This is a genomic window from Synechococcus sp. CC9616 (genome assembly GCF_000515235.1).
Classification (GTDB): Bacteria; Cyanobacteriota; Cyanobacteriia; order PCC-6307; family Cyanobiaceae; genus Parasynechococcus.
In genome coordinates this window covers 276,006-288,494 of sequence record NZ_KI911558.1, presented here as the reverse complement: position 1 = coordinate 288,494, position 12,489 = coordinate 276,006, and the positions used below count along the sequence as shown (strand labels likewise).

Annotated in this window: 13 protein-coding genes; 8 read left to right on the top strand and 5 right to left on the bottom strand. The window is 60.9% G+C overall.

All coding sequences use genetic code 11. The annotated features are described in order from the left end of the window. The first annotated feature begins 104 nt into the window (after positions 1-104). From zwf to SYN9616_RS0101645, 7 genes are all read left to right on the top strand, one after another. Positions 105-1,628: a glucose-6-phosphate dehydrogenase gene (zwf, locus tag SYN9616_RS0101680; protein WP_028951584.1), complete on the top strand. Its 1,524-nt coding sequence runs from the start codon at positions 105-107 to the stop codon at positions 1,626-1,628. A gap of 42 nt (positions 1,629-1,670) precedes the next feature. Beyond that, on the top strand, positions 1,671-2,957 hold the full coding sequence (locus tag SYN9616_RS0101675; RefSeq protein WP_028951583.1) for a glucose-6-phosphate dehydrogenase assembly protein OpcA: 1,287 nt from the start codon (positions 1,671-1,673) through the stop codon (positions 2,955-2,957). Between the two features lie 16 nt (positions 2,958-2,973). Further along, positions 2,974-4,338, top strand: coding sequence for a cobyrinate a,c-diamide synthase (locus SYN9616_RS0101670; protein ID WP_028951582.1), 1,365 nt, complete (start codon positions 2,974-2,976; stop codon positions 4,336-4,338). Continuing rightward, on the top strand, positions 4,287-4,637 hold the full coding sequence (locus SYN9616_RS0101665) for an acylphosphatase (RefSeq protein ID WP_028951581.1): 351 nt from the start codon (positions 4,287-4,289) through the stop codon (positions 4,635-4,637). The genes SYN9616_RS0101670 and SYN9616_RS0101665 overlap by 52 nt, the downstream gene beginning before the upstream one ends. Positions 4,638-4,738: 101 nt before the next feature. Further along, positions 4,739-5,128 (top strand): hypothetical protein, encoded by a 390-nt coding sequence (locus tag SYN9616_RS14955; protein WP_051410906.1) that lies wholly within the window; start codon positions 4,739-4,741, stop codon positions 5,126-5,128. Positions 5,129-5,331: 203 nt separating this feature from the next. Next, positions 5,332-5,934, top strand: coding sequence for a histidine phosphatase family protein (locus SYN9616_RS0101650; protein WP_028951580.1), 603 nt, complete (start codon positions 5,332-5,334; stop codon positions 5,932-5,934). A 48-nt stretch (positions 5,935-5,982) separates the two neighbouring features. Beyond that, the gene (locus SYN9616_RS0101645) at positions 5,983-6,669 is read left to right on the top strand and encodes a GAP family protein (protein WP_028951579.1); all 687 of its coding nucleotides are present in this window, start codon (positions 5,983-5,985) and stop codon (positions 6,667-6,669) included. On the opposite strand, the gene SYN9616_RS14950 is transcribed toward SYN9616_RS0101645, so the two are convergent. From SYN9616_RS14950 to crtE, 3 genes are read right to left on the bottom strand one after another with little or no spacing between them, the layout of a single operon-like run. After that, positions 6,608-8,098: an ATP-dependent RecD-like DNA helicase gene (locus SYN9616_RS14950; RefSeq protein ID WP_051410905.1), complete on the bottom strand. Its 1,491-nt coding sequence runs from the start codon at positions 8,096-8,098 to the stop codon at positions 6,608-6,610. The genes SYN9616_RS0101645 and SYN9616_RS14950 overlap by 62 nt on opposite strands. After that, positions 8,095-8,607, bottom strand: coding sequence for a divergent PAP2 family protein (locus SYN9616_RS0101635; protein WP_028951578.1), 513 nt, complete (start codon positions 8,605-8,607; stop codon positions 8,095-8,097). Before SYN9616_RS0101635 ends, SYN9616_RS14950 begins: the two co-directional genes overlap by 4 nt. Beyond that, positions 8,604-9,494: a geranylgeranyl diphosphate synthase CrtE gene (gene crtE, locus SYN9616_RS0101630; RefSeq protein ID WP_028951577.1), complete on the bottom strand. Its 891-nt coding sequence runs from the start codon at positions 9,492-9,494 to the stop codon at positions 8,604-8,606. The genes SYN9616_RS0101635 and crtE overlap by 4 nt, the downstream gene beginning before the upstream one ends. Positions 9,495-9,575: 81 nt before the next feature. Here crtE and SYN9616_RS0101625 point away from each other — a divergent pair, with 81 nt between their 5' ends. Further along, positions 9,576-10,910, top strand: a complete 1,335-nt coding sequence (locus SYN9616_RS0101625) for a hypothetical protein (protein WP_028951576.1) — start codon at positions 9,576-9,578, stop codon at positions 10,908-10,910. Here SYN9616_RS0101625 and SYN9616_RS0101620 read toward each other — a convergent pair. Both SYN9616_RS0101620 and folD read right to left on the bottom strand, forming a co-directional pair. Next, entirely contained in the window at positions 10,894-11,586 is a 693-nt protein-coding gene (locus tag SYN9616_RS0101620; RefSeq protein WP_028951575.1) for a TIGR02466 family protein, read from the bottom strand. The two genes, SYN9616_RS0101625 and SYN9616_RS0101620, sit on opposite strands and share 17 nt — an antisense overlap. Positions 11,587-11,594: 8 nt before the next feature. Continuing rightward, a complete protein-coding gene (gene folD, locus SYN9616_RS0101615; protein ID WP_028951574.1) occupies positions 11,595-12,476 on the bottom strand; it encodes a bifunctional methylenetetrahydrofolate dehydrogenase/methenyltetrahydrofolate cyclohydrolase FolD in 882 nt (293 codons plus the stop codon). Between the last annotated feature and the right edge of the window lie 13 nt (positions 12,477-12,489).

Sequence of the window (12,489 nt, the reverse complement as noted above, 5' to 3'; positions counted from 1 at the left end):
TTTGATCGGTTGGAAACAAAAAAACGTCATTTCGTAGCGGGATGCCATCGAGCACTGTTCAATTCCGCTTCCGTGCCTAAACCAACGGCAGAAGCCGTTGTTCCATGACCGCCACGATCACCAATCCGTTGCGGGTTGGACTTCGTCAGGAACGCGTCATATCACCACAGTGTCTGGTGATCTTCGGTGCCAGCGGCGACCTAACACACCGAAAGCTCGTTCCAGCCCTGTTTGAACTGTTCAAACAACGGCGCCTGCCGAGTGAATTCGCGCTGCTCGGTTGTGCTCGTCGCCCCTGGAGTGATGAGGAGTTCAGAAGCAAAATGACCGAGGCACTTGCCTCGAAAATCGAGGAGAGTCCCCAGGACTGGGAGCAGTTCTCAGCGAAGCTCTTTTACGAGCCCGTCGATCTTCAGCAGCCGCAGGATGTGGTGCGTCTGGGTGGTCGCCTCGAGACGATCGACCAGCAGTGCGCCACACGCGGAAACCGAACGTTCTACCTCTCGGTATCACCGAAGTTCTACGGCAGTGGCTGCCGAGCCCTGGCCGACGCCGGCTTGCTGAAAGATCCGAAACGAAGCCGGGTGGTGATTGAAAAGCCCTTCGGGCGTGATTACGGCAGCGCCCAGGCACTCAACCAGGTGGTTCAAAGCTGCGGGCAGGAAAACCAGATTTTCCGGATCGACCACTACCTGGGCAAGGAGACAGTCCAGAACATCCTGGTGCTGCGATTCGCGAACACCATTTTCGAGCCGATCTGGAACCGGAACTACATCTCAAGCGTTCAGATCACCGCTGCGGAAACCGTGGGTGTTGAAGAACGCGCCGGTTACTACGAAACATCGGGTGCCCTGCGGGACATGGTGCAGAACCACCTCACCCAGATGCTGGCGATCACCGCCATGGAAGCTCCGGGACGGTTCGATCAGGAGGCAATCCGCAACGAAAAGGCCAAGGTTCTGCAGGCGGCTCGCCTTGCGGATGAACTGGAGCCCTGGAATTGCTGCATCCGCGGGCAATACGGCCCCGGCGGCACCAAGGATTCACCCCTGGCCGGCTATCGCCAGGAGCCCGGGGTGGATCACAACAGCACCACGGAAACCTATGTCGCTCTGAAGCTGTTCATCGACAACTGGCGTTGGCAGGGTGTGCCCTTCTATGTCCGCACCGGAAAACGTCTAGCCAAGCGTCTCAGTGAAGTTGTGCTCACGTTCCGTGAGGCACCGGTGCATCTTTTCGATGCTGCCAATGGCGGACCCACCTCAAATCAGCTGATCCTGCGGATTCAACCCGACGAAGGAGCCGAGTTCCGTTTCGAGGTGAAGTCTCCTGGATCAGGCATGCGCAGCCGTCCCATTGATATGGAGTTCTCCTACGACGAGTCCTTCGGCGAACCCTCCGACGAGGGCTATGTGCGGCTGCTGGCCGATGCGATGCTCAGCGATCCCACCCTGTTCACACGCAGTGACGAAGTGGAGGCCGCCTGGCGGCTCTACACCCCGCTGCTGGAGCTGATCGAGGACAGCCCCTGGCAGCTGCCGATCCATCCCTATGAATCACGAACATGGGGGCCAGCCGCCGCCGATGCCCTGCTGGCCCGTGACGGACTGCTCTGGCGCCGTCCCTGAGATTGCCCGACTCCCGACCACCCTGCGTCCGCACTCTGCCCCATGTCCCCCCAGCTCACCCTTCAGACCCCTCTGGAACTCGCCCCCGCCGAGGTTCCTACATACCTTGATCAACTCTGGTCCCCCGAGCAGCAAGGAAACACTGGAACCGGTGCCAACACGTTCTGCCTTCTGATCTGGCAACCCGCCTGGGCCGAACAGCAACTTGTGAGAAGTGGCCGTCTCAAAGGACCGATCACTGGACAACAGTCCAAGCAGCTGATCGCGGCCGGCCGACAGGCCGTCGTGGATGCCGATCTGCCTCTGAGCACACCGCCCCTCGACAGCACCGTGATCGAGGCCTGCGCCGGCTACGACGGAAGTGAGGACAGCGACGATCTGCGAGGTCAGTACATTGATCCGGCCCTGAGTGCCCTGCAACCACGACGGTTGATCACGCTGGCACCCACCATCGACGACGGCAAAGCCCTGGAAACCCTTGTGGCGGCTTACTGCCCGTTACCGGAAGAGGGGGGCGGCACCGCAGCCTGTGGCGATGTGGTGGTCCTGCGGGGCGGCCATGACGCGCTCCAGGAGGGCATGGACATTCTTCAACCCCTGCTGCCTGCATCCATGCCGTCCTGGGTGTGGTGGAACGGCTTCCTCGACGAAGCGTCAGGACTTCTGGAACAGCTAGCCAGCTCCCCAAGACGCCTGATCATCGACACCGCCAACGGCAACCCTCGCCATTGCCTGGACCTCCTGCGCGACCGGGTCGAATCGGGACAGGCCGTCAACGATCTGAACTGGCTGCGTCTGCGCAGCTGGCACGAGACGCTGGCCATGGTCTTTGACCCCCCCCATCGTCGTGATGCCCTCAGCCACATCATTCAATTCGACATTGATGTGGAGGGCCACCATCCAGCCCAAGGACTCCTGCTGGCTGGCTGGGTTGCTGATCGACTTGGCTGGCAGCTGGAACACACCGAAGCCACTGAGGACGGCATTGCGTCCCGCTTCAGACGCAACGACGGCGCCGAGGTGAACTTCCATCTGATGTCGGTGCCGATGGGACAGCCCAGCGTTCACGCCGGCCAAATGGTTGGCCTGCGTCTCGTCAGTCAGCCGGAGAACGGTAAGGGGGTCTGCGTGATTCTCTGCGCCGAATCGGGCGGCTGCATGCGCCTCGAGGGTGGCGGAATGGCCAGCATGGAACTGTTGGAGGAGGTGGTTCCCACCCAGCACGCGTCTCCAGAGATGGATGTCGCCCGACTGCTTGGTGGCGGACACGACACCACCAATCCACTGTTGGCCTCCTCGGCGCCCCTGGCTGCCAGGCTGCTGGCCTAACGCCCGATCCATCTTCATGGCCGTTGTCATCGCGGCACCAGCCAGCGGCAGCGGCAAAACTCTTCTCAGCCTGGCTCTGGTCAGCTGGGCGCGAGCAACAGGACGTGTCATTCAGCCCTACAAGGTTGGGCCGGACTATCTCGATCCCCAGCTGCTGAGCATCGCCGCCGGCCGCTCCTGCCGCAACCTCGACAGCAACCTCTGCGGAGAGAGCTGGGTTGTGAGGGCTTTTCACGGATACAGCCGCTCAGCCCAGCTCGCTCTTGTAGAGGGGGTGATGGGATTGTTCGATGGCCTCGGCAGCAGTGAGCTGGGTAGCACTGCTGCAACGGCGAAGCTGCTCAATCTGCCGGTGGTGCTCGTCGTGGATGCCGGCGGGCAGGCCGCGTCGCTTGGGGCCCTCGTCCGTGGCTTTCGTGATCACGACCCTGAGCTGACGCTGGCCGGTGTTGTGCTGAACCGTGTCAGCAGTGCACGGCACCGGGATCTGCTGACCGACGTCTTAAGCAGCATCGACGTGCCTCTGCTCGGCTGTCTGCCACGAACGGACGACCTGGCTCTTCCCAGCCGGCATCTGGGGCTAGCCCCCGCCCATGAACTTGAGAACCGCGATCAACGCCTGGAGCGCTGGGCCTCCCTGGCGACGATCCATCTCGACCTCAAGCGACTTGAGCCACTTCTGGCAGCTCCAAGTGTTGGAGACAATCCACTGCGAGACATCCCGCAGCAGTCAGGAGGCACGTTGCCGGTGGCGGTGGCCTCGGATGAGGCCTTTCACTTCCGGTATCAGGAAACCGGAGAGCTCCTGGAACACATGGGGATGCCGCTCCTGCCCTGGAGTCCCCTGGCCGATGAACCACTGCCTGCCGAGGCCCGCGGATTGATCCTGCCCGGTGGGTTCCCGGAGCAGCACGCCGAGCAGCTCAGCCACTGCAATCAAAGCCTCAAATGCCTGCGCCGGGCCTCGGGGCGGCTGCCCATTTACGCCGAATGCGGCGGCATGCTGCTGCTGGGACAAACCCTGACCGGGCTCGACGGGTCTCGGCGGACGATGGCGGGACTTCTGCCCTTCGAAGCCAGCAAGGGGCCACTGCAGGTTGGCTACCGCACCCTTCGTCCTAGACGCAATGGTCTCCTGACGCGTACGAACGAGGAACTGCGTGGGCATGAGTTCCATCGTTGGTCCCTTGACCCGCAACCATCCGACAGGGCGCTGTGGGAAATTGAGGGATGGCGAACGGAGAAGGTAACGGAAGGATGGGGAGGTCAAAGACTTCACGCCAGCTGGGTTCACCTGCACTGGGCCAGCTCTACGACGATCTGTTCCCGGTGGCGCGACGCTCTCGAAGCCGCGCCGAATCCACCGAGCGACGCTTCGTAAATCGCGTTCAGCAACGCCTTTACCCCTTTCTCGAGCGTTGGCAACTGTTAATCCATGGGCGCGTGCAGGGTGTGGGCTTCCGCAACAGCTGCAGCCGCCGCGCCCAGGATCTCGGCATCACCGGCTGGGTCCGCAACCGACAGGACGGCAGCGTGGAAGTACAGGCTGAGGGATCACCCAATGCGATTGCCGAACTGAGGGCCTGGTGCGAGCAGGGTCCCCCTGGCGCCAGAGTGCTCCAGGTCCTGCCGGTGAGGCTGCCGGCCACGGGAGACGACTGGTTTGAAGTGCGTTTTTGATTGGTCGAATCTTGTCAGTCCCATAAAGAGATTGGGAACTGGATGCAACTGCCAGGCTCTCCCTGGCTAGGTCGACGTCATGGGTGTGCCCAGACGAGGCCATGTTCCGTTTCACCATCGTTTTCACCATCACCGTGGTGCACTTGATTGGGATGGATGTGGTGAGTGCCCAGCGACGACCTCCCCTGAGGATGCATAAGAGCCCGGAAGACGCCCAGCTCGCCTGCCAGCGCTGGAAACAAGGTGAGGGCACTTTCAAGGTGCGCATTCCAGAGGCACGTCTAGGCGGCGAAGCCGCGACGGTTGACACCTTCATCCGCGGATGTGAAGCCGACCTGGATCAGCCTGTGGTGCTCGGATATCGCTACAGCGTGGTCGCCGACGCGCACTACAACGCATCACTTTCCGAACTGAACCACAAGGTGTTTCGCCGCTTCCCCTTTCCCACAACCGTTGCCGAGGCTGGGCCGACGATCAGCGTTGTGCCATGAATCAGGACTTTTTCAATCCACGGAGCACAGCCTTCTGGCGCGCCCTGCTCGGCATCGTGAGCTTGGGGGTAGGCATCGGCTTGGCAGCCTTGATCCTGAAGATGTGACGGCGAGCGCATGATCGACGTGATCAGGACTGCAAGCTGCAGCGGATCGATCCGAGCATGGGCATCCTGAACGGGTGACCACTGGCTGTTCACTCCATGTCCGACACACAACGTCAGCTCTGGCTGCTGCGCCATGGAGCCACGGAATGGGCCTTGAACGGGCGGCACACCGGCAACACCGACCTGCCGTTACTACCCCAGGGAGAGGCCGAAGCAAAGGCCCTGGCTCCCATCCTTGCGAAACAGGCCTTTGCCGCCGTGTTCAGCTCACCTCTCCAACGTGCACGCCGAACCTGTGAGCTGGCCGGACTCGGGGCTCAGATGCAAATTCAGGAGAAGATCCTGGAATGGAACTACGGCGATTACGAGGGCATCACAACGCCACAGATCCGCGAGACCATTCCCGATTGGACGGTCTGGTGCCATGGCTGCCCCAACGGTGAAACCGCAGTGCAGGTGCAGGCTCGATGCGAAGCAGCGATCAACGAAGCCCTGGCTGCTCCAGGCGAAGGGGATGTCGCCCTGTTTGCCCACGGCCATATCCTCAGGGCTCTCACTGGCACCTGGCTGGGCCTTGGCGCCTCCGGCGGCAGTTTTTTCAAACTCGGCACGGCATCCGTGAGCGTGCTGGGCTGGGAACGCGGCAAGAGAGCGATCTCGCGTTGGAATGCCCCAACGCAACCGCTTGAGGGCTTCTGATCCGAAACCACCAGATTGATTGCCTGCAGATGCCGGACACCGGACGACATGACTGAAGCTTCTCTCTGGAGTGATCTGACCGCTTTCGGCATCGGCATGGCGATCTCGCCTTTGCACATCGCCGTTCTGCTGCTTCTGTTGCTCGGTCCTTCACCACTGCGACGCGGTGGTCTGTTTCTTGGTGCCTGGATTCTCACAACCTTGCTCACCTTGATCGCCTTGCTGACCCTTGGGCATGGTCTTGTCTTGGACATGACGCATGGTTCCCATCCGAGGACCGGGCTTGATCTGATCGGCGGAGGCGCCTTGCTCACACTTGGGGGCAGAGAGTGTCTGAACGCCATCACCAAAAGTGATGGCCCGCCGGGCTGGACGCGCACGGTGGATCGTCTCACCGCGATGCCCATGCCCTTGCTGATCGCGCTCAGTGCCCTTGTTCAGGTCGTCACCCCGGACGACCTGCTGCTGTTCGCCAAGGCGGCCTCCGTCATCCTGGCTGCCGGGATGCCGATCGGCCAGGAGATGGCCGGCAGCGCACTGTTCACCCTGACGGCCAGTGTTCTGATGCTGTTGCCGTGTCTGGCCGTGCTGATCGGGCGAGGGCGGGTTCTGCCGATTCTGGAGCGTTGCAAACAGCTGCTCTTCGCCCGTGGAGAGTTGGTTGTGGCTAGCGTCAGCCTTGTTCTCGGTGGCTATCTGGGATGGCAGGGGCTGACGGGGTTGACCCGGATCTGAGCCGATCCAGCCAGACAGCACGCTCTTCCACAGCCTCGCCCTGGCCCACCAGCCACACCCCGGTTCGGGCTCGACTGACCGCCACGTACACCAACTGACGACGCAGGGTCAGGTCCTGCGGCCAGAACACGTCGGGAGCCACGAACACATCTCCGAACGTGCTGCCCTGACTGCGATGGACCGTCAATACCGCTGCAGGGCCAAGGGATGCAAAGGCATCTCTGATCAGAAAATAACGACGCCAGATGGACCGGCCTCCTTTCTTGCCGGCATCCCGTGCCTGTTGGCGCAGCCGCTGCATCGCTTCATCCAGCAGTGACCGAGCGACAGACCCCACCGGAGGTTGAAGGCGAAGGGTCAGGTCCAGCTCGCCGGCACGAACGGTTGCGGAGAGGGTCTCGATCACCGGCACCGGGCCATCGCTGGAGGAACAGCCAAAGTCCGCCAGATCGCAGGCTTCAGGCGCCACATCCAGCACCACCACCTCACGATTGGAGCCAAGCACCATGTCCGGTTCTTCACCGGCTTCAGCGCCATCACGGGAGGCCGGTGCCATCACAGCCGAGCGGCTGATCAACACTTCACCAGGCAGAACCGGCATCTGGTCCGCCATCTCACCATGAATGGCTCGTCTGGCATGGGGAACCAGCCTCTCGAGGGTGCGATTCGTGTAACAAAGAATTCTTGCTGCGTCTGGATTGTCCTGAACCGATGCCTGCCGCAGAGCTTTGCGAGCCTGGTCCAGCCAGCTTTGTTTGTCGGTGCAGATCACCTGGCCGCGCTCATCCTTGATGGCCGGCAGCAACGGAGGATTTCGGCAGGGAAGCCCTCCATCACGAAGCCGGCTCGCCAGCTGCAGCACCGGCCCCTGATGTCGCACCACCTCGCTGAGTGAGGCGCAACAGGCGCGGCGCATCACGAAAACAGGACTCTCAGGCTCGCCAACAGGTGGCAGCTGGGCTGGATCACCAACAAACACCAGCCGCGTCTTGAAGGGATGGGCGCACTGCAGCGCGATGCCCAGCAGGGTGCTGTCCACCATCGAGGCCTCATCCACCAGGACGAGCCCGAGGTGCTCGAGAGCCATCGCCGTCTGCTCGGTGGGTTCACAAGCCTCCGCATCTCCCTGCCGCTTGAGCTTGAGTCGCAACAGACGGTGGATCGTGGAGGGGTACCAGGTGGGAATGAGACCTTCCAGATCAAGCGCTTGTCGCAACACGCCGACGGCCTTGTGCGTTGGCGCCACCACGGTCCAGCACAGGCCCCTCTCCTCAACCTCACGCAGCAGTCGCATCGACAGGAAGGTTTTGCCGCTGCCAGCGAATCCGCTCAAAACGAACGGCAGGCCATCAGCGGGCTGCTTCAGCCATTCCGAGAACGCTTCCGACGCTTTCTTCTGATCGGCAGTCAGCTTCGCTGCAGATCTCACCCCAATCCCGCTCCGATCACACCGAGCAGATGCAGTGGCGAACCGAGAAACACCAAACCGGGCAAGGCGATGGTAGGGCCAATCAAGCTGCCGACAAGAACCTGCATGCGGCTGTGGCCAAGACTTTCCTTGAGTGGTTTCTCAAGGGTCTCGGTCCAGAGCTCATCGGGCAGGGCATTGACGCGCTCGGCTGTGAAACCTGCCGCACGGCGAATTCCGCTGGCGTCGTACATCACGATGAAGGCGACGGTGGCCGCCAATGCAAAAAGAGGATGGTCAAAGCCCATCGTCCAACCCAGGCCAGCAGCCGTGCCCGTTACCAGCGCTGAATGACTTGATGGCATGCCACCGGTTTCGACCAGAACAGCTGGTCGCCAGCGGCGAAAGCGGATGAGTTCAATGAACAGCTTGGAGAGCTGGGCCAAGCCGCAGGCAGTCAATCCCCAGGCGAGTGACGCGTTGTCGAACAGTTCATGCACCACGGCATGGCTGGGGGCCGTCTCAATCATCGGTCGCGGCTGGTAATGAAGTCTGCTAGCGCCAGCAACGGCATCGCACGTTGCTCCCATGGCTTGAGAACATCTTTGGCCTCCCCGACCAAGGCATCCGCTCGCCGGCGGGACTCCTCCAGTCCCAACAACTTCGGATACGTGGTTTTGTCAGCAACCAGATCCTTTCCGGCTGTTTTGCCCAGCACCTCGCTGCTGGCGGTGATGTCGAGGATGTCATCGATGATCTGGAAGGCGAGCCCGATGCCGCGGGCGTAAACCCGCAGGGCGGAGATCAGTGCAGGATCAGCGCCGCCGATCGTGGCACCGGTGATGACGCAAGCGCTGAGCAAGGCGCCGGTCTTATGGAGATGGATGTACTCCAGGGTGTCGAAATCCACCTCCTTGCCTTCGCTCTCGAGATCCACAACCTGACCGCCGACGAGACCGGGGGCACCAGCCACCAGCGACAACTCGCCCACCACCTTGAGCAAACGCTCAGGCGGGACGCCTGGACTGCGCAGCGCCACCATTTCAAAGGCCCGTGTGAGCAGGGCATCGCCGGCCAGGATCGCCACCGCTTCTCCATACACCTTGTGATTCGTTGGCCGGCCGCGGCGAAGATCATCGTCATCCATGGCGGGTAGATCGTCGTGGATCAACGACATGGTGTGGATCATCTCCAGAGCCACCGCTGTTGGCATCGCATGCTCCGCGTCGCCACCAGCGAGTTCGCAGGCCGCCAGACAAAGAATCGGACGCAGTCTCTTGCCGCCGGCCAGAAGGGAATAACGCATCGCTTCTCGCAGGGACTCGGGCCGCTCCGGAGCCAGGGAGCCATCCAGGGCAGCTTCCACCCGTTGCCTGGCCTGGTTCAGATAGGCCTTGAAATCAAAGCCGTCGGTCATGAAGAGGCCTGAGCTGGCGGGATTCTCTCAGGCAGGGCGATTGCGAAGACACTGGACCTCCTGTTCAACCCTGGAGGTCAGGTGTTCGACCCCATCGAGAACCCTGCGAAGCGGCGGAATCGCATCGAAAACGCCTGCTCAGGAATCGTCGCCAGTCACTGGATCAGCCTCCGTCACGGTCCAACGCAGTTGCCGACGGTCCATCTGGACCAGGACCTGCTGGTTTATCGCGTGGATAACGGGCGACTACTGGCCTCGCTGCAAGAGGAGTTCTCTCAGCGTCCGGCCGAACTGACGCGACTCCATCAGCAAGAGGACAAAGCGGAGACCCAGGAGCTGCTGCACCGACTGTTGCTGAAAAAAGCCGCAGATGAACGGGGGCCGATTCTGCGGGAGCTGCGACGACTGAAGGTCCAGACAGAGCCGCTGCTGGTCGATGCGACTGGCGTGGTGATCAACGGCAACCGCCGTCTGTCTGCCATGCGGCAACTCCTGGATGAAGACCCGCAGGCATATACGCGATTCAAACGACCACTTGTTGCCGTTCTGCCGGCCAGCGTGTCTCGCACTGAGGTCGAATACATCGAAACCGCACTGCAGCTGGCCCCTGAGACGAAGCTCCCCTACGGCTGGGTCGATCGCCGCCTGAAACTCCGACAACAGATCGATGTGCTCGGGCTGGATCCAGACTGGGTGAAGGAGGCTTATCGGCTGGATTCCAGAGAGACGCTCGAGCAAGAGCTCTCTCAACTCTCCCTGGTGGAGACGTACCTCAACGACCTCTGCAAAGCCCCAAACCAATATTCGATCGTCGCGGCCTGCGAACAGTTATTCCAAAAGCTGCAGCAACAGCTTGAAGAACTTTCGAGTGATCTCCGTGAACCATGGCAGGCCATTGGTTTGCTGCTGATCCAGCAGCGCCGCCATCTCGCGCCAACCTTTGATCGCCAGTTCCCGTTTGAAGCAGCGATCAACAATGCAATGCCAACGCTGATCCTGCAACGCCTCGTCGAGGAAGGACAATTTCAACTTGGTCTGCAAAGCCAGCCTTCGCGCCTGAAACGTCGCCATCGCCGTCGGATCGTCGGAGAGGTTCTGCAGAATCAGGAACCGAAACGACTGGCGCGAGCTGTTGAATCGGCAGTGGAGGAGACCCGTCAGCAGCTCCGACAGGAACGGGTGCCCAGTCGGGTCCTGCATCATCTGCAGGTTTCGAAACGTCTGCTTGAAAAACTCACCCCTGAAACGCTCAACTCAAGTGAGCGCTTCGAAATGAAGGCCGAGGCAGAGGCCATCCAAGGGCGTCTGCGCTTACTACTCGCTGACAACCAGTCGTCAACCGCCACCTCCATGGCTCAAGGATTGTGGAGACTGCAGCGACGATTGCGGCGAATACTCTTCAAACCTGAGGACTGAACATCGTCAGCGGAACCCAATCCATCGGGTGGGACATTCGCATTTCCTTGCCGCGGCCGGAGGATGTCGTCACCGCCAGGTCGTATGACACGGAATATCGAGGAGTCTGGCCTTCATACGGCATCACACGGTGTCGTAAATCGGATGGAAACAACAACAGGCGATTCGGCTTTGGCGAAAACATGCCTCCTGAAACAGCGGCATCGCGGTATGGAATCGCCATGACGTGGCTGAAGTAGTCATCAGGAGCCTGAAACTCAATCTCACCGCTGCTGTTATCCGTGTCCACTCGCACGTAGAAAACCGCGCTCAGCTGAGCATTGCGATGGCTATGCAGTTCGATTGAGCCACCGTCTCTGGAACAAACAACGGGCCAGGCTTTTTGAATATGAACTTCAAGCCCATGCTCGGGTCCAAGGAGTTCTTTGAGATAAAGGCTGGTCTGCTCTGCCAGGCGTTGATTCAGCCACTGAAAAGCATCCATGCGATGCAGCTGGTCCAGACCGGCATGCCCGAGAAGATCACCGGTGAGATTGTTGCGATCGCTGAACTCAGGATGGAGGAAGACGTTGTGATCAAACGACTCAATTTCAGCGTTCATGGCCTCAACGATCTCGGCATCAGGCTCGAGATCAACTTGCAGCACTGGTGTGGGGAAGAGCCATTGAAGCGACATCGGTCAGTTCAGCTGATCAGATCATCCAGGCCATGATCAATGCCGTGTCGACGGCACCAGGCCAGAACAGTATTCACAAGCAGCATCGTGACCGTCATGGGCCCAACACCCCCAGGGACTGGGCTGAGAGCAGCGGCAATTTCACTCACCTCATCGGCACGCACATCGCCGCAGAGTCCCCCTTCCGGTTTGCGATGGATGCCGACATCCACCACGACGGCACCGGGACTGACATGTTCAGCACCGATCATCCCCGGCCGGCCGGCGGCCACCACGAGAATCTCCGCCTGCCTGGTTAGCGCTGCCAGATCTCTGGTGCGTGAGTGAGCCACACTCACCGTGGCATGAGCCGACTGAAGCATTAGGGCCATCGGCTGACCGACCAGGATGCTCCTGCCGACCACAACAGCTCGCTTGCCGGCTGGATCGAAACCATTGCTGCGCAGTAGTGCCATCACGCCGGCTGGCGTACAGCTGCGCGGGCCCGGTTCACCTTTGAGCAGCCGACCAAGATTCAACGTATGGAGACCATCAGCGTCCTTGTCGGGATCGATTGCCGTGAGCAAAGGCCCCTCATCGAGGCCATTCGGCAGGGGCAGCTGCAGCAGGATCCCATCAACCAAAGGGTCCGTGTTGAAGCGCTGCAGTTCGTGAAGCACGTCGTCAGAAGAGCAACCTGCACTGAGATGGATCCCTGTGCTCAATACCCCAACCCGGGCGCAGGCCTTTTCCTTGTTGGCCACGTAAACGCCACTGGCCGGGTCATCCCCAACGCGCAAAAGAGCCAGACCGGGAGGCCGTTCGACCCGATCAAGATGACCAGCGATCAGATTTCCGAGGCGCTGTTCCAGCTGTGTGGACAAAGCCTTGCCATCAAGCCGCAGGGCCATGTGATCTAGCTTC